This is a genomic window from Mesorhizobium sp. WSM4840, assembly GCF_055811755.1.
Genome location: NZ_JBVVQD010000015.1, coordinates 104,395 through 123,824, shown reverse-complemented (window position 1 = coordinate 123,824; position 19,430 = coordinate 104,395). Strand labels below are relative to the sequence as shown.

Genomic DNA, 19,430 nt, shown 5'->3' with positions numbered 1-19,430 from the left:
GTGCGATAGCGCTTGACGGATGCTGGCGCTTCGGCTGTGTTGTCGACACTTCTGACCAGGGCCTTTTCCACAACGCAATCGAGGTTTTCCGAGCCCGCATGCCTGCCGAGATTCGCACGGCCCGCGCGTCCGACGTCGATGACCTCGCCGTCATCGAGAAGGCTGTTTTCTCGAGCGATCGCATTTCCCGCCGCTCCTTTCGCCAGTTGATCGAACGCGAAAGTGCCGAGCTGCTGGTTGCCGAAAGCGACGGCCGCGTCGCCGGCTATGCGGTCGTGCTGTTTCGCAAAGGCAGCGGCGTCGCGCGGCTCTATTCCATCGCCATCGGTCCCTTTTTCGGCGGGCTCGGCATTGGCCGCATGCTGCTGGCATCGGCGGAGGAGACCGCCTTCGAACACAACCGCATGATGCTGCGCCTCGAGGTGCGCGAGGACAACAGCCGAGCCATTCGCATCTACGAGCAGAGCGGCTACCGCAAGATCGGCCGCGAACCGGGCTATTACGAGGACGGCGCCTCGGCGCTGCGCTACGAAAAGACCTTGCGGGGCGACATTCCGGTCGCCACCAGGGTGCCGTTCTACCAGCAGACCTGCGAATTCACCTGCGGCCCGTGCTGCCTGATGATGGCAATGGCCAATTTCGAGCCCGGCTTCGTGCCCGACCCGGTCATGGAAATCCGTTTGTGGCGCGAGGCGACCACCGTTTTCATGATGTCGGGGCCTGGCGGCTGCGAGCCGTTCGGCCTCGCCGTTGCCGGCCATGAAAGCGGGCTCTCTGCCGAGATATATGTCTCCTTCCATGGCGCGCTGTTCCTGCAGTCGGTGCGCAGCCAAGACAAGCGCCGGGTGATGGAACTGGCGCAGGTCGACTTTCGCCGGCGCGCGGAACATTACGGCATCCCGGTGAATTACCGTCCATTCGCCATCGACGATATCCGCACCGCGATCGCCGAGGGGAAACTGGTGTTGGTCCTGATCAGCGGCTTCCTGATGTTCGGCAAGAAGGTTCCGCACTGGGTGCTGGCCATCGGCGACGACGGCGACCATATCCTGATCCACGATCCCTGGGTCGAAGACGAGAGACAGGAGACCATTCTTGATGCCGCCAACATTCCCGTGCCTTACGGCATCTTCATGAACATGGCGCAGTTCGGCCGCGACGGATTGCGTGCCGCCATTACCCTCGGAAAGCGCGACAGACAATGACCTGGGTCATCCTTACCGGCCGGCAGAACGATCTCGATCAGGTGGCGACACCGCACAAGATCATCACCAATCGCGACTACCTTGCCCATCCTGCGCTGTTTCGCGGACAGCGGCCGAAGGTCATCAACCTGTCGAACAATTACGGCTACCAAAGCCGCGGCTACTATGCCTCGCTGCTGGCCGGTTCGCGCGGCCACAAGGTCATCCCGACGGTCGAGACGATGATCGACCTGTCCGAGCGCAAGCTCTACGATCACGCGCTGCCGGAGCTGGAACTCGCGCTCAACAAATGCCGCAAGGATCTGGGCGGCGCCTTTCCGCAAAAAGTCTGCATCTTCTTCGGCATCGGCCCGTCGAGGATATGGGATCGCTTCGCCAAGCTTTTGTTCGACTGGTTTCGAGCGCCGGCGCTGGAAGTCCGCATCACCGACGGCGCCGAATGGGCGTCGGTCCGCAAGATCGGCTTCCATCCGCTGGCCAGGATGACCGAGGAGGAAGAAAAGCGCTTCCTTCAGTGCCTCGAGACCTATACCAACCGCGAATGGCGTGACACCAAGGGCCGCACGCCGGCGCGCTATACCTTCGCCACATTGGTCGATCCGCATGAGGAGTTGCCGCCGTCGGAGATTTCGTCGCTGCGCTACTGGGCCAAGATCGCCGAAAAGATGGGCGTCGAAATCGAGCCGATCACCAAAAAGGATCTGGCCAAGCTCGCCAATTACGACGCGCTGTTCATCCGCGAGACCACTTCGATCTCCAACCACACTTACCGCTTCGCGCGCCGCGCCCAGCAGGAAGGCATGCCGGTCATCGATGATCCGCTGTCGATGATCCGCTGTACCAACAAGGTCTATCTCAACGAGCTGATGACCTACAACAAGGTGCCGGTGCCGCCGACGGTGATGATCGCCGGCACCTCGGACCTCGAAGTTGCGGCGCAGGCGCTGGGCTTTCCGCTGGTGCTGAAGATCCCGGACTCGTCGTTTTCGCGCGGCGTCAAGAAATGCGCCACCTTCGAGGAGCTGAAGACGCTTGCCACCGAATGGCTGGAGGATTCCGATCTCTTGATCGCGCAGAAATTCATTCCGACCGAATATGACTGGCGAGTCGGCGTGCTCGGCGGTCAGCCTCTGTTTGCCGTGCACTATCTGATGGCCAAGAAGCACTGGCAGATCGTCAACCACAAGGCCAACGGCAAGCCCGACCAGGGCGGCATCAAGACCTTTACCTTGAAGGAGGCGCCGGCCCATGTCGTCGAGACGGCGGTGAAGGCAGCGCGCTGCATCGGCGACGGCCTCTACGGCGTCGACCTCAAGGAGACCAGGGACGGTGTCTTCGTCATCGAGGTCAACGACAATCCCAATCTCGACCATGGCTGGGAGGATTCCGGCGAAAAAGACGAGGTCTGGGTGCGGCTGACGCAGTGGTTCCTGGAGCGGCTCGACCGACAGGGACGGTAACCGTTCCACTTGGGGAGACGGAGAGATGCTGTTCATAGTGATCGAGGATTTTCGCGGCCGCGATAGGAAGGAGATTTACCGTCGCTTCCGCGACCGTGGTCGCCTGATGCCGGATGGGCTTCGTCATCACAGCTGGATCTCGGCGGACATGGGCCGCTGCTTCATCCTGATGGAGGCGGATGACGTCACGCTGCTGCAGCGTTGGGTCATCGAATGGTCGGATCTGGTGGATTTCGAGATTGTTCCCGTGGCAACGAACAAGGACATGGTGGACGGATTGAGCGGGCACCTCTGAGCAGGCGCAAAAGCTGCGGGTTCGCCATAATCGAATGCCGCCTCCTGCCATCAGGAGTTAGCGTTTTGTTTCGCGACTAGAGCCGGCGATAGCACCGAGCGCAGGCATTCCTCGATCAGCCACTGCCTGAACGCCGCCACCGCGTCGCGCCTCAAGCTTCGTTGCGGGATCGTCAGGCAATAGGGCTGGCGCAGTTCCAGCGCCTGTGCGACGGGCCTGATCAGCCTACCGTCTTCCACCGCCTCGGCGCAGAAGACGCCCTGCGCGAGCGCGACGCCGAGGCCCGAAATGGCGAAATCGAGGGCCGCCCGTGACGAATTCGCCGACAGACCGCGCTGGGTCGCGCGGCCGGGCTCGATGCCGGCCGTCTCGAACCAGTTGCGCCAGGATGGAAAGGACGCGCTTGTCGGCCCCCAATCCGTATGGATCAACGGCAAGCGGGCGAGGGCGGCGCCTTCAAAACCGCCGATCCCGCTTGCCATGCCCGGTGCGCAAACGGGATAGACGGCATCGCTCACGATGTCTTCCGTTGCCTGGTCGCGATAGTGGGAGCGCCCATAGGAAAGACGTATGTCGATCAGGTCACGGTCGAACGACACCGGATCGTCTTCGCCTCTCAGCGATATGTCGACCGCGCCGTGGCTGGCGACAAAGCTCTTCAGGCGCGTCGAGAGCCAGCCCATCGCCATGGATTGCGGTACCGAGACGACAAGCCGTGATCGAAACTCCGCGCCGCTGAGCTGGCGCGACACGCTGCCGATCTCCTCGAAGGCCGTTGTCAGTCGAGGCAGCATTTCCCGGCCGGCATCGGTCAGCACGGCACGGCGGTTGACCCGGTGAAAGAGCTTGCGGCCCATCTGGTCCTCGATGGTCCGGATCAGCTGGCTGACCGCGGCAGCGGAAATCGAAAGTTCTTCGGCTGCGGCGGCAAAGCTGCCGCAGCGCGCTGCAGCCTCGAAAGCCTGGAGTCCCCGCAAGGATGGAAGTGCGACCATGGCAACCAATAGATAAGTCAAGCTTATCTAAATTGCAGAAATCCTCGTTTTGCGAAAGCTACTTTGGCGATTAGCCTCATCTGATCGACAGTGCGGGATTGAAACCAATGGACCATCGCGACGTGATCGCATCGCTGACGCAGCAACAGCGCGATCGGCTGACCGCCAAGTCGGATCGTCTCGGGCTGCTGCAGCTTGGCGGTCATTGGGGCGCGATCGTCGTCATCGGCTTGCTGATCATCGCCAAGGTCCCATTCTGGCCGCTTCTGATGCTGCCGCAAGGCATCCTGATCGTTTTCCTGTTCGCGCTTCTTCACGAGACGATTCATCGCACGGCTTTCGAAACACAGCGGCTGAACGATAGCGCGGCGCGGGTCTGCAGTCTGGCGATCGCGTTGCCGGCCGACTGGTTCCGCTATTTCCATTTCGCTCATCACCGCTTCACCCAGGATCCGGAGAATGACCCGGAACTGGCCTTTCCCAAGCCGGAAACGCTGCGGCAGTATATTGTCCACGTCTCCGGCATTCCGGTGTGGTGGGGCCACTTCAAGAGGCTCTACATCAACGCCACTGGCAGATGCCAGGACAGTTGCGTACCGCCAAAAGGCCGGCCCAAGGTGCGCGCCGAGGCCCGCGCCATGATTGCCTTCTATGCCGTCATGCTTGTGCTGGCCGTCTGGTTCCGGGCAACCACGCTCGTCTATGTCTGGATCGTGCCGGCGCTTCTCGGGCAGCCGTTCCTACGCCTCTATTTGCTGGCCGAGCATGGCCGCTGCCCTTTCGTGGCCAACATGCTGGAAAACACCCGGACGACGCTGACCAACTGGTTTGTCCGCAAGCTCGCCTGGAACATGCCCTTTCACGCCGAGCATCATGCCTATCCGGGTGTGCCGTTCCATCAACTGCCGGCGTTTCACGCGCTGATCGAGCGCCATCTCAAGGAGATCGAAGCCGGTTACGTGCGCTTCCAGGAAAAATATATCGAAACATTGCGCTGATGGCAGGTATCTCAGGCCGAGCCGATGACTGGCTCGGCGCTGTCGCGTTCAACCGGATTGTCTGACCACCGCGCTCGACTTCAGCAGGCGCTGGATATCCGCCGCATTCGACGGCACACCGATCAGGTAGCCTTGGGCCTCGACACAGCCTTCCCTGCGCAGGAATTCAAGTTGCGCTCCGGTTTCGACGCCTTCGGCGGTGACGGTCGTTGCAAGCTGCGCACCGAGCCCGATAACCGTGCGCACGATCGCGGCCGTGTCGCGGTTGTCGATGTCGCGGATGAAGGAGCGGTCGATCTTGATCTTGTCGACCGGGAAGCGGCGGAGATAGCCGAGCGACGAATAACCGATGCCGAAATCGTCCAGCGCGATTCGGACGCCGAGGTCGCGCAACTGCCTGAGCGTCTTGAGCACGGTATCGCTCTCGTCCATCAGCACTGTTTCGGTGATTTCTAGTTCAAGCCGATCGGCCGGCACGCCGGAAAATGCCAGCGCGGAGATCACGCTGCGGGCAAAGGTGCCACTTTTGATCTGCACAGCCGAGACATTGACCGCGATACGCAACCCATGCGGCCAGCCCGCCGCAACCGTGCAGGCTTTCCTCAGCGCCCATTCCCCGAGCGGCACGATCAGCCCGGTTTCTTCGGCGACCGGGATGAAGTCGTCTGGCGGCACCAAGCCGCGTGCCGGCGAGTGCCACCGCATCAGCGCTTCGGCGCCGACGATTTCGCTGGAGGCGATGTTCATGATGGGTTGGAAATCGAGCTCGAATTCCCGCCGCCGCAGCGCTGCCTGCAGGTCGGTTTCGAGTGCGCGTCGTGCCCGTACCATCGCATCCATGCCTGGCTCGAAGAAGCGATAGACGTTGCGTCCTTCGCTTTTCGCCCTGTAGAGGGCCATGTCGGCGTTTTTTAGCAGCGTGTCGGCATCCCTGCCGTCATTGGGGAAAAGGGCGATGCCAAGGCTGATGCCGACATGCATGTCGCGGCTTTTGTCGCGAAATGGCTTTCCGATGATATCGATAATGCGTTTTGCCAGTTTTTCCGCATCGCCGGCACCTTTTGGGCCGGCACCTTTTGTATTGAACTGGATGATGACGAACTCATCGCCGCCGAAACGAGCGACCACGTCCGTTTCGTTGCGAAGGCAATTTTGCAGCCGCTCGGCCACGCATTTCAGCAGCCAGTCGCCCGCCGGGTGCCCCCAGGTGTCGTTGACGGACTTGAAGCGGTCGAGGTCGAGCGAGAATATCGCCAGGTCCGTGGCCTCGCCCAAGGCCTGGTCGAGCCGTTCGCGGAACATCGAGCGATTGGGCAGATTGGTCAGCGTGTCGTGATGTGCAAGGTGGGTCATGCGCTCTTCGACGCGCCTGCGCTCGGTGACGTCGTCGAAAGTTGCGACCCAGCCACCTCCACTCATCGGCCGCCGCACGACCAAAAGCGTTCTGCCATCGGCAAGATGGCGATAGGTTGACCGCATTTCCCCGGCTTGAAGGCAGGCTGCGGTTTTCGAGATCTCGCTGTCGATGTCGATCTCTGCATAGATACCCAGGCGCACGAGCTGCTCAAGCGCGTCGCCGTGGCTCATGCCAAGCGGAAAATCGGCCGGCGTCACGTGGTAGAGTTCCAGGAAACGTTCGTTGCGCACGATCAGCCTGCTGTCTGCGTCATACATCAAAAGGCCTTGCGACATGTTGGCGAGTGCCGCGTCGAAGCGTCGATGCTGCTCCTTCAGCTCCTGCTCGGCGCGCCGTTGTTCGGTGATATCCTCGTAGATCGACACCCAGCCGCCTGAAGCCAGCGGCCGGTGCGAGATGTTGATGATGCGGCCATCCGACAGCGTTTCCTCGTAGGTCGAGGGTTTCGCCCGGTCGATATAGGGCTTGCGGATGGCGTAGAGTTCTTCGGCGCTGTGCGAGGCGACACCGATGTCGACGCTGTGCTGGAGGATGTCGAAAAACCGGATGCCGGGCTGCACGATCTCGGCGTCGAGGCAAAAGATGCTGGTATAATTGCCGTTGCAGATGATCATACGCTCGTCGGCATCGAACATGGCCAAGCCATGCGACATGTTCTCGACGGCGGCCGAAAAACGATCATCCTGTTTGCGCAGTTCGTCCTCTATCCGTCGCGGCAGGCCTATGCCTTCGGCCCTCCGTCCGCGGACGGGCGAACCAGCCTTGGCATGAGTGACGGACATGAGGCGTGCCTGCAGACCGTGATCGAACACGGCACTGTTGTCCTTTTCGGTTAATTTACCGTTTTTCAGTCGGCTGGCTGCAGCGTTTGACGCCGCGATTTCTCGATTGCCGCATACCGTTTGAGGAACGCGTTTTGCGCCCAGGTCACCGAACGCGGGGTGAAATCGAAGCGTTCGGCATTGAAGCCGCGCGGCCGGCCGAAGAATTCGGTCGCCTCGGCGGTCGAAAAGCCGGCAAGCAGCGTCGCCTCGAAATAGGCGGCGATCTGGTCGGCGCGCTTGATTTCCTTGCGCAGGCCCGCACTAGGTTCGACCGGCAGCGAAAAGCGCAGATGGATGGCGCGCTGCAGCCTCAGCTCGCACTCCTTGTAGCTGCCGCCCATCACCGATTTGAACGGTGAGATCATGTCACCGATGACATATTCCGGCGCGTCGTGCAGCAAAGCCGCCAGCCGCGCGTCGGCCGGGGCGTCCGGCGCCAGCTCGCCGAAAAGCGCCTCGACCAGCAGCGAATGCTGGGCGACGGAAAAGGCGTGATCGCCGCTGGTCTGGCCGTTCCAGCGGGCGACGCGGGCAAGCCCGTGGGCGATGTCCGAAATCTCGATATCAAACGGCGAAGGGTCAAGCAGATCCAGCCTCCGGCCCGACAGCATGCGCTGCCAGGCGCGCGGCGGCGCGCCGGCACGGTCGGCCGCCATCAGGCCTCCTCCGCGCCGACGGATTCCTGCGGGCCAACGGTTTCCAGCGGAAAAGTGAACTTCGCCCAGGCAGGGATGGTGAGCGACACAGTGACGTCATCCGCCATGATCGGCTGGCCGACGTCGAGCGCTGCCTTGACTCGGTCGATACGGGCTATGGCGAGGCCTGCCGTGCCGGCGGCAGTACCAAGCGTGCCGACCGGTCGCCCGGCAACTGTCAGTTCGGCACCAGGAGCCGGCAGGGGCCGCTCGGCCGAAACGATCAGTACCCGCCGTCTGGCGGTGCCGCGATGCTGCATGCGCGAGACCACCTCCTGGCCGACATAGCAGCCCTTCCTGAAGCCGACACCGCCGGTCTCGTCGAGCAGCACATCATGCGGGAAGGCGTCGCCGAGCTGATAGTCGCTGCCGCTTTCGGCAATCCCATGGGCGATGCGCAGAGCTTGCCATGCGGCCGGATCGCCGCCGGCGGCCGTGCCGCCATAAAAGCGCGTTACGGACGCGTCGCGGAACCGTGCATCTGCAACCGGCGTTGAATCAAACTGCGAAGCGGTTGAGTCATCCCCCCACGCAACAGCGACAAGTCCCTGATCTGCCTTGGCGATCTCGACCTTGGCGCGCAATTTGTAGAGCATCAGCCGCCGGATGAAATCATCTGATACATCGGCTCGGCATTCGAGGCGGAAGGAATTCTCGCCAGCGCGGGAGATCAGGAAGTCGAACAGGATCTTGCCTTGCGGCGTCAGCAAGGCGCCAGGCTTTGCTTCGCCGGCAGCCAGTGCGTCGAGGTCGGTGGTCAGGATGTTCTGCAAAAAGTTCTCGGCATCCGGGCCTGACACGGAAACGAGTGCGCGATCTCTCAGTAGGGCAAAGGGCATGGGCGGAAAAAGAACCTGATCTTGCAAAACAGTCGGCCATTACGTAAGCCGCTCACACTCCCCCCGCAAGAGACCGGATCAGCATGGCCACGACCTACGACCTCATCCTGACAGGCGGCACGGTGGTCAACCACGACGGCGAGGGCCGGCGCGACGTCGGCATCAACGGCGGGCGCATCGCCGCCATCGGCGATCTTGGCCAGACTTCAGCCGGCGAGACGGTCGACTGTCGTGGCCTGCACGTCCTGCCCGGCGTCGTCGACAGCCAGGTGCATTTCCGCGAGCCGGGGCTGGAGCATAAGGAAGATTTGGAGACCGGCTCGCGGGCAGCTGTGCTGGGCGGCGTCACCACCGTCTTCGAGATGCCCAACACCAACCCGCTGACCACCAGCGAGGCAGCCCTTGCCGACAAGGTGCGGCGCGCCTCCGGCCGCATGCATTGCGACTTTGCCTTCTGGGTCGGCGGCACCCGCGACAATGCCGGGGATGCCGGCGAACTGGAGCGGCTACCCGGTGCTGCCGGCATAAAAGTATTCATGGGCTCGTCCACCGGTGACCTTTTGGTCGAGGACGATGAGGGCGTCGCCTCGATCCTGAGGAATACCCGCCGCCGTGCGGCCTTCCATTCCGAGGACGAATTCCGGCTGCGCGAGCGGCTCGGCGAACGCATCGAGGGCGACCCGGCCTCGCATCCGGTTTGGCGCGACGAGATCGCCGCCTTCCGCTGCACCGAGCGCCTTGTGCGCATTGCTCGCAAAGCCCGCGCGCGTATCCATGTGCTGCACATCTCGACCGCCGAGGAGATCGCCCTCCTCGAACGGCACAAGGACGTCGCGACCTGCGAGGCGACACCGCATCATCTGACGCTGAGCGCTGACGACTATGCACGCCTCGGCACGCTGATCCAAATGAACCCGCCTGTGCGTGCAGCACGCCACCGCGACGGCATCTGGCACGGCATTGCGCAAGGCATCGTCGATGTGCTGGGTTCCGACCACGCCCCGCACACGCTGGCCGAAAAGGCAAAGCCCTATCCGGCCTCGCCGTCGGGCATGACCGGCGTGCAGACGCTGGTGCCGATCATGCTCGACCACGTCAATGCCGGCCGGCTGACGTTGCAACGTTTCGTCGACCTGTCCAGCCACGGCCCGCAGCGTATCTTCGGCATGGCCAGCAAAGGCCGCATCGCCGCCGGCTACGACGCGGATTTCACGATCGTCGATTTGAAACGTCGCGAGACCATCACCAATGCGCAGGCAGGCTCGAAGGCTGGCTGGACGCCCTATGACGGCAGAGAAGTGACCGGGTGGCCGGTCGGAACAGTCGTGCGCGGCCGCCGCGTGATGTGGGAAGGCGAGATCGTCACGCCCGGGCAGGGCCGGGCGGTGGAGTTTTCCGAGGCGCTGGCGGTCTAGAGCGTCGGACTTTCAAGCCGCTCAATCCCCGGCGACGAAGAACGTCCACTGTCCGTCCGGCGTGATGCCGACGCGGTAGAAGATGTAGGCGCCGAACTGCTTCATGCTGTCATAGTCGCCGGCGGTGACGATCTTGAACAGCTCGACCCGCTGCCTGGCGTCGAGCTTGTCCAGCGGCAGCGCGAAGAAATATGGCCAGACATAGAGCTCCTGCGGCGTGCCGACATCGACATGGACATAGCCGGCACTGAGTACCTCTTCCAGGATGGCGAGGATTTCCTGGCCTTCCGTGTCGCCCGAAAGACCTTTCAGGAAGGTGATCGGGTCGCCTTCGATCTCGCTCAGCGACAATTGGGTCATCGTATCGCCCTGGCCGATCAGCGGCCGGAGCTTTTCGATGTCGCCGCTCTTGCAGGCCCCGATAATCAGATCGTGCATGCGCCTGACCGGCTCCGGCAGCTTGCTGAGATCGTAGACGACCTCGGGCAAGGGTTCATCCGGGTCGACTTGCGGATTGGCTATGCCACCATCGTCTGTTGGCCTCTCCGGTTCGATCTGTTCCCGCTCGTCGGGGGGCGTTGGCTGGCTAGCCGCAGGCGGCGTCGTGGCGAGCGGGTCGGGCATCGGCACCGCAGTTCCCGGCGGCGGCATGTCGTCGTCGGCGGGCGGCGCGACCGGCGAAGGAAGGTCCTCGCGCTTGATTTCACTCAGCGCATATCCGGGGCTGCTTGCGAGGCAAAGCGCGAGCGGAACCGCGGCGCAAAAAGCGGCGAGCCGGATGCTGAGGGCCAAGCCACGCGGCTGGCCTGACGTCGAAAAGTTCACCGCCTGCCTCTCCATGATTCCGTCCAGATGCCCAGGCCCTTACAGATGCCCAGGCCCTTACAGGTGCCCAGGCCCGCCCAGGTGCCCGGGGCATGACCGCCCAAGCGGCACGTGGTCAAAGAGCCTGATGCCGGTTCAGTGCCGCAGCCGTCCTGGTTCGAAGGCCCCGGCTATCACCTTTTCACGCATGCGGTCGAGCAGGGCAAGGGCCGAGGTCTCGCCATTGGCGCGCAGCATTTCGCCGAACGCGGTTTCAAGGGCCGCCTCGGCGATGATTTCCGGCTCGATTCCGGCCGAAAGCCCTTCCGCCCAGGCCTCGCTGTGGCTTTCCACGGCAGTCAGGCGCTTTTCTTCCCTGACCAGCGCGTCGATGTCGTTGACGCCATGTTCCATTGCGATGTCCACCCTTTTCAAGCGGCGATCCGGCAGATGCGGATCAGGCTTGGGCTGTCCCTTTTACACGCAGGTTAAGTAAGTACTTGTAAATACGACATTTCTAGGGTCGTTTCGACAAGGGCTCGTCACGTTTTGCAAACCTGCGTTCGATCCGATTCAAACTTAGCCGATTAGGCCGGCGAGCGGGATGAAAACCTTCAGTTTGAGTTAATTCCACATCCGCGCGGTAACGTTTCGTTAATGCCGTTGCAGAAGTGCAACACAAGGATTGCACTAAGACGCCACCGGACACAAGCAGGGGGTGCCAAGGTCAGTTGCCGTAGCGCGAGGCGATGTCGCGCGACAGCGTCTCGCCTTCCTTCATGTAGCGGCTGATGGCTTCGGTCGCCGAGGCGGTACACTGCGTGTAGGTGCCGCCGAAGGAGCGGTAGCCGCGATTGAAGCTGGCGATGAAGCGGGCGCGCCGCTCCGGGTCCGGATTTTCCGAAGCGATCAGCTTCTCCATCTCGACCCGCCAGCGGTCGCCCTTCTCGCCGCACAGATTACGCAGGAAATGCAGCGACCCAAGCACTTCCGCCAGCCGCATCAGCCCCGGCTCGAACGGCGACTCGGCGGCCAGCGCCGGCCGCGCGCCGATTGCCGTACTGGCGGCGAGGCAAGCTGCAAGGAAAAGCGATGCGCGGATCATAAGTCTATGTGGCCAAACAATTTGTCGGCTGCAAGGCGATTTTGGAGGTTACGCCCCTGCATTCCTGAGCAATTCTTCGGCAACGGCAAACACCGAAGCGGCAAGCGGCAGCGCCGTCATTTCGCCGAGCGTATAGAAGGCGGCGGTCTCGGCGTCGTCGCTGGCTACGGGCTCGCCGCCGACATAGGTGGCGCCGAACACCGTCAGCAGATAGTCGACCGGGTGTCCGTCGCTGCCGCCGTCGATGTGGATTTCCCGAAGTGGGCGGTAGTTGTGAGCCTGCAACCCGGTTTCTTCCAGCAATTCGCGCTGCGCGGCTTGTTGCAGCGTCTCGCCGGCCTCGACCTTGCCGCCTGGAAACGCGTAGAATCCTTGCGAAGGCTGCCGCGCCCGCTTGACCAGCAGCACCGTGTTGCCGCGGACAATGGCGACCGAGACAGCCGGGAGTATCTCGCGCATCTCGTCCATGGATCTCCGATCGTCATTTGCTGCAGCCCGTTGTGGACCGGTCGGCTTGAAGAAGCATTAGCGATTGCGCAACGCCGGTTCCATTGCCACCTTCGCATCCGACCAATTCAACGAGTTTTTAGCTTATGTGCGGACGCTTCGCCTTGACCGCCACGCCGGACCAGACTGCCGCCTTTCTCGGTCTGACGGAGCTGGAGGATTTTCCGGCCCGCTACAACATCGCGCCGACGCAGCCGGTCCTGATGGCGATTGCAGGCTTGCCGCAGGCGTCAGGCTCGAATCTGCCTGACCGGCAGCCGATGCTGGTGCGCTGGGGACTGATTCCAGCCTGGGTGAAGGACACGCGTGAGTTTCCGCTGCTGTTCAACGCCCGCTCGGAGGGAGCAACGGAAAAGGTCTCGTTTCGCACCGCCATGCGCCATCGCCGCGCTTTGGTCCCGGCTTCCGGCTTCTACGAATGGCGTCAATCGGGCGGCAAGAGGGGGCAGCCCTATTGGGTGCGGCCTAAGCATGGCGGGCTTGTCGCCTTCGCCGGGCTGATCGAGACCTATGCCGAGCCGGGCGGTTCGGAGATGGACACCGGCGCCATCCTGACCGTTAACGCCAATGCCGACATCGCCCATATCCATGACCGGATGCCGGTGGTGATGGATCCGCAGGATTTCGCCCGCTGGCTGGATTGCCGCACGCTGGAGCCGCGCGACGTGGCCGACCTGCTCAGACCGGCACTGCTCGATTTCTTCGAGGCTGTTCCGGTTTCCGACCTCGTCAACAAGGTCGCCAACACCGGGCCGGAGATTCAGGGGGGCGTCGTGGGGCCGGAGCCCGGGAAGGCCAGGCGCCAGAAGCCCGGCGCGGACGACAATCAGATGACCTTGTTTTAGCAGTAGCTGCTATTTCCTGGGGCGCTTCAGCGCCTTCATTGCCGGCACCCCATTTACTGGCGACCGGCCGGCCGCACGTCACATCAGGCAGCGCGCGGCGATATGATCTTCTGCACCGGCTTCTTCTTCTTCGCTGTGTGGAGAAGGGCGGCGACGATCGCGGCCGGGCCGATCGCCCGGTATTGGCTGGCGAGCGCCGGTTGCTTGGCACTGCTGGAGTCCTGCTTGGTTCGGGGCATTTTTCTCTTCCCTGGTAACGTCTTCGTGTCCGCGTTTGCTGGTCGAATCCGACCAAATCGTGACATCTGGTGATCTAGCCGGCGAATGTTTCATGACTGTGCCGAGATGTTTAATAAAATGTTTCACTGCGTCATTACCTGTGATCCAGCGACTCTTTTGCCGAAAGTTGCGACTTGACGGCAACACTGGGTGAGGCGATAAAGCCGCTCATGAGAACGTCTTTCGCCATTTGTGGCATTTGCATTATTGGCTAGCTTCGCGCTGGTCCGGACGTTTTCGCCTATCTTCCTTCTAGAGTGGACAAACGCCCCGGCCAGCAGGCTGGTGCCTGATTTGCGTCTCGGCGCAAGTGGGCCCAGCCAAAAAGTAACGCACCGGGAAGGCACGAATGTCTGACGCATCGCAGGGCCTGCGCCTCTACAACACGCTGACGCGGACCAAGGAGGATTTCTTCCCGATCGATCCGCGCAATGTGCGCATGTATGTCTGCGGCCCGACGGTCTACGACTTTGCCCATATCGGCAACGCGCGGCCGGTGATCGTCTTCGACGTGCTGTTCCGTCTGCTGCGCCATCTCTACGAGCAAGCGCACGTCACCTATGTACGCAACATCACGGATGTCGACGACAAGATCAATGACCGCGCACTGCGCGATTTCGGCGGCGAGATTGCCTCGGGAAAGCTGTCGCTGAACGAGGCGATCCGGCGGGTCACCGAAAAAACCGCCGACCAGTTCCACAAGGATGTGGCAACGCTCGGCTGCCTGGAACCGACGGTCGAGCCGCGCGCCACCGAATTCGTCGAGCCGCGCGCCGATGGCAAAGTCGACATGATCTCCTTGATTCAACGGTTGATCGAACGCGGCCATGCCTATGTTGCGGCAGGCGAAGTTCTGTTCGACACGGCCTCGATGCCGGACTACGGCCAATTGTCGAAGCGCAATCTCGACGAACAGCAGGCCGGCGCTCGCGTCGCCGTCGATCCACACAAGAAGAACCCTGGCGATTTCGTGCTGTGGAAGCTGTCCTCGCCGGAAGAGCCGGGCTGGGACAGCCCGTGGGGCAGGGGCCGGCCGGGCTGGCACATCGAGTGCTCGGCGATGTCGGCCGCCTATCTCGGCGAGGTCTTCGACATCCATGGCGGCGGGCTCGACCTGATCTTCCCGCACCACGAGAACGAGATCGCCCAGTCGCGCTGCGCCCACGGCACCGATGTGATGGCAAAAGTGTGGATGCACAACGGCTTCCTGCAGGTCGAGGGGCAGAAGATGTCCAAGAGCTTGGGCAACTTCTACTCGATCAACGAGTTGCTGGAGACCGAGACCTTTGGTGGCCGCAAATGGCCGGGCGAGGTGCTGCGGCTGGCGATGCTGATGACGCATTATCGCGAGCCGATCGACTTTTCCGTGCGCAAGCTGGAAGAGGCGGAAAATACGCTGCGTAAATGGAAGCGGGCGGCGGATATCGCACCGGCGGCGGCAATGCAATTGCCGGTGGAAGTGGTGGAAGCCCTGTCGGACGATCTCGCAACCTATTCTGCGTTCCAGGTGCTGACGCAGTTGGCCGGCGAGGCTGTGGATTTCAATGCTGCCGGTGGCGGTAACGCTGCCGCAGCGGGCAACGATGCTGCCGCTTCGCTGAAGGCGGCGTTGCTGTTCCTTGGCTTCGACGTTACGCCGGCCAAAGTCGATGAAGACGCCATCGCCAGGGCGATCGCCAAACGCCTGACCCTCATCTCTGCTGGAAATTGGGCCGAGGCCGACCGCATCCGCGCCGAATTGCTGGCGCAAGGTATCCAGTTGAAGGACGGCAAGGACCCCGTCACCAGCGCCCGCATCACCACCTGGGAGGTAAAAAGATGATCGATCATCTTGGCATCACCGTTTCCGATTTCGACGCGTCGAAGGCGTTCTATGATAAGGCGATGGCGCCGCTCGGTGCCTCGCTGCTCTACATGGTGCCGCAGGAATATACCGGCGGTGCGAAGGTCGGCGGCTATGGCCGTGACCGGCCGGTGTTCTGGCTGCATCAAGGCAAGGACAAGCCGAAGGACCGCCAGCACGTCGCCTTCACCGCGCGCAGCCGCGCCGAGGTCGATGCCTTCCACGCCGCCGCCATCGCTGCCGGCGGCAAGGACAATGGCGGGCCGGGCCTGCGTCCGCACTATCATGCGAACTACTATGGCGCCTTTGTCTTCGACCCCGACGGCAACAATGTCGAAGCCGTCTGCCATACCCCGGAGTGAAGCAATGAGCCTAGACAACAGACCAGTCTACACAGGCGGTTGCCAGTGCGGCGCCGTGCGCTTCCGTGTCGAAGGCGCGCTGGGTGACGCCTCCGTCTGCCATTGCCGCATGTGCCAGAAGGCAAGCGGCAATTTCTACCTGCCGCTGGTGTCCGTGCGTGGCGCAAAACTCGACTGGACGCGCGGCGAGCCCAAACGCTTCCGCTCCTCCAACGCCGCATGGCGCGGTTTTTGCGCCGATTGCGGCACGCCGCTGACCTTCGAGGCGCCCGACGGCATCGCACTCGCCATCGCCGCCTTCGACGATCCGGAGGAGATCGCGCCGACCATCCAGTGGGGCATCGAAGCAAAACTCCCCTATGTCGATCACATCCACGAATTGCCCGGCGAGGACACGATGGCCGATTTTTCGTCGTCCTCGTATCTCGCCGACCTCGTCTCTTACCAGCACCCCGACCACGACACCGAACAATGGCCGCCGGAGGAAAGATCATGACCGAAACCGTTCGAACCGGCGGCTGCCAGTGCGGCGCCGTGCGTTTCCGCATTCGTGGGGCGCTTGGACGCCCGTCCATCTGCCATTGCCGCATGTGCCAGAAACAGTTCGGTTCCTTCTTCGGCGCGCTGGTGACGGTGCCGAAGGACGGCGTCGAATGGGTGCGCGAGGAGCCGAGCTATTTCCAGTCGTCGGTCAACATCGATCGCGGCTTCTGCGCCCGCTGCGGCACGCCGTTGACCTACAGGCAGCCCGGCGGGCTTGAGATCGCCATCGGCGCTTTTGACGATCGCTCCGACCTCGCACCGCAGATCCAGGTCAACTACGCCGCCCGGCTGCCCTGGGTGGAGAAGATCTTCGACGCGCCGGTCCATGACGATCCCGACTACTACACCCGGCAGGAATCGATCATCTCCTTCCAGCATCCGGATCACGAGACGGCCAACTGGCCGCAGCAGGGCCTGAAATTATGAGCAGTGAACTGCGCACCCTCTATCCGGAGATAGAGGCATACGAGTCCGGCATGCTGGATGTCGGCGACGGCCATCAGGTCTACTGGGAGCGTTCCGGCACCAGGGGTGCCAAGCCGGCCGTATTCCTGCATGGCGGACCGGGCGGCACCATTTCCCCGAAGCACCGGCGGCTGTTCGATCCGAAGCTTTACGATGTCATCCTGTTCGACCAGCGCGGCTGCGGGAAGTCGACGCCAAACGCCTCGCTCGAGGCCAACACCACCTGGCATCTGGTCGCCGATATCGAGCGCCTGCGCGACATGTGCGGCTTCGACAAATGGCTGGTGTTCGGCGGCTCGTGGGGCTCGACACTGGCGCTGGCCTATGCCGAGACGCACCCCGAGCGGGTCAGCGAACTGGTCGTGCGCGGCATCTACACGCTGACGCGCGCGGAACTCGAATGGTATTACCAGTTCGGCGTCTCGGAAATGTTTCCCGACAAATGGGAGCGCTTCCTGGCGCCGATCCCCGAGGCCGAGTTCGGCGACATGATGGCCGCCTATCGCAAGCGGCTGGTCGGCAGCGACCGCAAGGCGCAGGTCGAGGCCGCCCGCGCCTGGAGCCTGTGGGAGGGCGAGACGATCACGCTGTTGCCCGATCCGGAAACCAGCAGCCGGTTTGGCGAAGACGACTACGCCGTCGCCTTCGCCCGAATCGAGAACCATTATTTCGTCCATGCCGGCTGGCTGGAGGAAGGGCAATTGCTGCGTGATGCCTTCAAGTTGAAGGATATCCCCGGCACCATCATTCATGGCCGCTACGACATGCCGTGCCCGGCGCGCTATGCCTGGGCGCTGCACAGGGCGTGGCCGAAGGCGGATTTCCACCTGATCGAGGGTGCCGGCCATGCCTATTCGGAGCCGGGCATCCTCGACCGGCTGATCCGGGCGACGGATCGGTTTGCGGGGAAATGAGCATGGGCCGCGAGCGCCTCTATCTCTTCGACACGACACTGCGTGATGGCCAGCAGACGCCGGGCATCGACTTTTCGGTCGAGGACAAGATTGCCATCGCCGGGCTGCTCGACGGGTTCGGCGTCGACTATGTCGAGGGCGGCTATCCTGGCGCCAATCCGACCGACACCGCTTTCTTCGCCGAGCACCGCACGGCCAGTGCCAAATTCGTCGCCTTCGGCATGACCAAGCGGGCAGGCGTGTCGATCTCGAACGATCCAGGCCTTGCCGCACTGGTCCAGTCGAAGTCGGACGCCATCTGCTTTGTCGCCAAGAGCTGGGACTACCATGTCCGCGTCGCGCTGGGCTGCACCAACGAAGAAAACCTCGAGGCGATCAAGGCCTCGGTCGAGGCGGCGGTTGCTGCCGGGAAGGAAGCACTGGTCGACTGCGAGCATTTCTTCGACGGCTTCAAGGCCCATCCCGATTATGCGCTCGCTTGCGCCAGGACCGCCTACGACGCCGGCGCGCGCTGGGTGGTGCTGTGCGACACCAATGGCGGCACGCAGCCGTCGGAAGTGCGTGCTATCGTCGAGAAGGTCATCGCCTCCGGCATTCCCGGAGACCATCTCGGCATCCATGCCCATGACGACACCGGCCAGGCGGTGGCGAATTCGCTGGCCGCCGTCGAGGCCGGCGTGCGCCAGATCCAGGGCACGCTGAACGGCATCGGCGAGCGCTGCGGCAACGCCAATCTGATCTCGATCGTGCCGACGCTGGCGCTGAAGCCGGCCTTTTCCAACCGTTTTATGACAGGCATCTCGGCCGAAGCATTGGCCGGCATATCGCGCCTTTCCCGCGCCTTCGACGAATTGTTGAACCGTGCGCCGGAAGCGCAGGCGCCCTATGTCGGTGCTTCCGCCTTCGCCACCAAGGCCGGCATCCATGCCTCGGCGCTGGCCAAGGAGCCGGCCACCTACGAGCATGTGCCGCCGGAAGCGGTCGGCAACCGCCGCCGCGTCATGGTCTCGGACCAGGGCGGCAAGGCCAATTTCCTCGCCGAGTTGAAACGGCGCGGCATCGAAATGCCGAAGGACGACCACCGGCTCGATGCGCTAATATCAGTGGTCAAGGAGCGCGAGGCCGAGGGCTATGCCTATGAAGGCGCCGACGCCAGCTTCGAGCTGCTGGCGCGCAAGATGCTGCACGGCCTGCCGGAATTCTTTAGCGTCACCTCGTTCCGCTGCATGGTCGAGCGCCGCTTCGACGCCAACGGCCAGCTGAAGACGGTCTCCGAGGCGATCGTCAAAGTGCTGGTCGACGGCGAGGAGAAGATGTCGGTGGCGGAGGGGCACGGTCCGGTCAACGCGCTCGACATCGCGCTGCGCAAGGATCTCGGAAAATTCCAGAACGAGATCGCCGACCTCGAGCTTGCCGACTTCAAGGTGCGTATCCTCAATGGCGGCACCGAGGCGATCACCCGCGTGCTGATTGAATCGCATGACAGCACCGGCGCCCGCTGGTGGACGGTCGGCGTCTCAGAAAACATCATCGACGCCTCGTTCCAGGCGCTGATGGATTCGATCGTCTACAAGCTGATGAAGAACCGCGAGTTGGCTGGGCTGGTCGCGGCAGAGTAGG

Annotated in this window: 21 protein-coding genes; 12 read left to right on the top strand and 9 right to left on the bottom strand. The window is 62.8% G+C overall.

The genetic code is table 11. From position 1 onward, the window contains the following. Window positions 1-5 precede the first annotated feature (5 nt). Genes AC0L3I_RS20775 through AC0L3I_RS20765 form a run of 3 tightly spaced genes read left to right on the top strand, consistent with a single transcriptional unit; the run spans window position 6 to window position 2,960 of the window. The gene (locus AC0L3I_RS20775) at window positions 6-1,205 is read left to right on the top strand and encodes a peptidase C39 family protein (RefSeq protein ID WP_473486770.1); all 1,200 of its coding nucleotides are present in this window, start codon (window positions 6-8) and stop codon (window positions 1,203-1,205) included. Beyond that, the gene (locus AC0L3I_RS20770; protein ID WP_473528061.1) at window positions 1,202-2,665 is read left to right on the top strand and encodes a RimK family protein; all 1,464 of its coding nucleotides are present in this window, start codon (window positions 1,202-1,204) and stop codon (window positions 2,663-2,665) included. The genes AC0L3I_RS20775 and AC0L3I_RS20770 overlap by 4 nt, the downstream gene beginning before the upstream one ends. 37 nt (window positions 2,666-2,702) lie before the next feature. Continuing rightward, window positions 2,703-2,960: a DUF3303 domain-containing protein gene (locus AC0L3I_RS20765; protein ID WP_473528060.1), complete on the top strand. Its 258-nt coding sequence runs from the start codon at window positions 2,703-2,705 to the stop codon at window positions 2,958-2,960. A gap of 50 nt (window positions 2,961-3,010) precedes the next feature. Here the strand turns inward: AC0L3I_RS20765 and AC0L3I_RS20760 are convergent, their stop codons facing one another. Next, on the bottom strand, window positions 3,011-3,955 hold the full coding sequence (locus AC0L3I_RS20760) for a LysR substrate-binding domain-containing protein (protein WP_473528059.1): 945 nt from the start codon (window positions 3,953-3,955) through the stop codon (window positions 3,011-3,013). A gap of 107 nt (window positions 3,956-4,062) precedes the next feature. Between AC0L3I_RS20760 and AC0L3I_RS20755 the strand changes: the two genes are divergently transcribed. Beyond that, window positions 4,063-4,953 (top strand): fatty acid desaturase family protein, encoded by an 891-nt coding sequence (locus AC0L3I_RS20755; RefSeq protein WP_473528058.1) that lies wholly within the window; start codon window positions 4,063-4,065, stop codon window positions 4,951-4,953. Between the two features lie 48 nt (window positions 4,954-5,001). Here the strand turns inward: AC0L3I_RS20755 and AC0L3I_RS20750 are convergent, their stop codons facing one another. From AC0L3I_RS20750 to ygfZ, 3 genes are all read right to left on the bottom strand, one after another. Beyond that, a complete protein-coding gene (locus AC0L3I_RS20750; RefSeq protein ID WP_473528057.1) occupies window positions 5,002-7,152 on the bottom strand; it encodes a putative bifunctional diguanylate cyclase/phosphodiesterase in 2,151 nt (716 codons plus the stop codon). 65 nt (window positions 7,153-7,217) lie between these two features. Beyond that, window positions 7,218-7,850, bottom strand: coding sequence for an HD domain-containing protein (locus AC0L3I_RS20745; RefSeq protein ID WP_473486655.1), 633 nt, complete (start codon window positions 7,848-7,850; stop codon window positions 7,218-7,220). Then, entirely contained in the window at window positions 7,850-8,728 is an 879-nt protein-coding gene (ygfZ, locus tag AC0L3I_RS20740; protein ID WP_473486656.1) for a CAF17-like 4Fe-4S cluster assembly/insertion protein YgfZ, read from the bottom strand. The genes AC0L3I_RS20745 and ygfZ overlap by 1 nt, the downstream gene beginning before the upstream one ends. An 83-nt stretch (window positions 8,729-8,811) precedes the next feature. On the opposite strand from ygfZ, the gene AC0L3I_RS20735 reads away from it, so the two are divergent. Continuing rightward, complete coding sequence (locus AC0L3I_RS20735; protein ID WP_473528056.1) at window positions 8,812-10,143, top strand: dihydroorotase; 1,332 nt, start codon at window positions 8,812-8,814, stop codon at window positions 10,141-10,143. A gap of 21 nt (window positions 10,144-10,164) precedes the next feature. Here AC0L3I_RS20735 and AC0L3I_RS20730 read toward each other — a convergent pair whose 3' ends face one another. The 4 genes from AC0L3I_RS20730 to AC0L3I_RS20715 all read right to left on the bottom strand — a co-directional run bounded on the left by AC0L3I_RS20730 (window position 10,165) and on the right by AC0L3I_RS20715 (window position 12,520). Further along, a complete protein-coding gene (locus tag AC0L3I_RS20730; RefSeq protein WP_473486658.1) occupies window positions 10,165-10,968 on the bottom strand; it encodes a hypothetical protein in 804 nt (267 codons plus the stop codon). 135 nt (window positions 10,969-11,103) lie between these two features. After that, entirely contained in the window at window positions 11,104-11,361 is a 258-nt protein-coding gene (locus tag AC0L3I_RS20725; RefSeq protein ID WP_077381793.1) for a hypothetical protein, read from the bottom strand. A gap of 313 nt (window positions 11,362-11,674) precedes the next feature. Then, window positions 11,675-12,052, bottom strand: coding sequence for a TIGR02301 family protein (locus AC0L3I_RS20720; RefSeq protein ID WP_123149796.1), 378 nt, complete (start codon window positions 12,050-12,052; stop codon window positions 11,675-11,677). A gap of 48 nt (window positions 12,053-12,100) precedes the next feature. Beyond that, window positions 12,101-12,520 (bottom strand): NUDIX hydrolase, encoded by a 420-nt coding sequence (locus tag AC0L3I_RS20715; protein ID WP_473528055.1) that lies wholly within the window; start codon window positions 12,518-12,520, stop codon window positions 12,101-12,103. A 125-nt stretch (window positions 12,521-12,645) separates the two neighbouring features. Here AC0L3I_RS20715 and AC0L3I_RS20710 point away from each other — a divergent pair, with 125 nt between their 5' ends. Continuing rightward, window positions 12,646-13,404, top strand: coding sequence for an SOS response-associated peptidase (locus tag AC0L3I_RS20710; RefSeq protein WP_473528054.1), 759 nt, complete (start codon window positions 12,646-12,648; stop codon window positions 13,402-13,404). 83 nt (window positions 13,405-13,487) lie between these two features. Here AC0L3I_RS20710 and AC0L3I_RS20705 read toward each other — a convergent pair whose 3' ends face one another. Next, the gene (locus tag AC0L3I_RS20705) at window positions 13,488-13,643 is read right to left on the bottom strand and encodes a hypothetical protein (RefSeq protein WP_095496669.1); all 156 of its coding nucleotides are present in this window, start codon (window positions 13,641-13,643) and stop codon (window positions 13,488-13,490) included. Window positions 13,644-14,032: 389 nt separating this feature from the next. Here AC0L3I_RS20705 and cysS point away from each other — a divergent pair, with 389 nt between their 5' ends. Genes cysS through cimA form a run of 6 tightly spaced genes read left to right on the top strand, consistent with a single transcriptional unit; the run spans window position 14,033 to window position 19,429 of the window. Next, window positions 14,033-15,505, top strand: coding sequence for a cysteine--tRNA ligase (gene cysS, locus AC0L3I_RS20700; RefSeq protein WP_473528053.1), 1,473 nt, complete (start codon window positions 14,033-14,035; stop codon window positions 15,503-15,505). Further along, window positions 15,502-15,888: a VOC family protein gene (locus tag AC0L3I_RS20695; RefSeq protein ID WP_473486662.1), complete on the top strand. Its 387-nt coding sequence runs from the start codon at window positions 15,502-15,504 to the stop codon at window positions 15,886-15,888. Before cysS ends, AC0L3I_RS20695 begins: the two co-directional genes overlap by 4 nt. Before the next feature lie 4 nt (window positions 15,889-15,892). Continuing rightward, entirely contained in the window at window positions 15,893-16,384 is a 492-nt protein-coding gene (locus AC0L3I_RS20690) for a GFA family protein (RefSeq protein ID WP_473486663.1), read from the top strand. After that, window positions 16,381-16,857, top strand: a complete 477-nt coding sequence (locus tag AC0L3I_RS20685; RefSeq protein ID WP_127313523.1) for a GFA family protein — start codon at window positions 16,381-16,383, stop codon at window positions 16,855-16,857. The genes AC0L3I_RS20690 and AC0L3I_RS20685 overlap by 4 nt, the downstream gene beginning before the upstream one ends. After that, window positions 16,854-17,810 carry a prolyl aminopeptidase gene (pip, locus tag AC0L3I_RS20680; protein WP_473528052.1) on the top strand — a complete coding sequence of 319 codons (957 nt, stop codon included), beginning with the start codon at window positions 16,854-16,856 and terminating at the stop codon, window positions 17,808-17,810. The genes AC0L3I_RS20685 and pip overlap by 4 nt, the downstream gene beginning before the upstream one ends. A 2-nt stretch (window positions 17,811-17,812) precedes the next feature. Beyond that, window positions 17,813-19,429 (top strand): citramalate synthase, encoded by a 1,617-nt coding sequence (cimA, locus tag AC0L3I_RS20675; protein WP_473528051.1) that lies wholly within the window; start codon window positions 17,813-17,815, stop codon window positions 19,427-19,429. Window position 19,430: the final 1 nt, after the last annotated feature.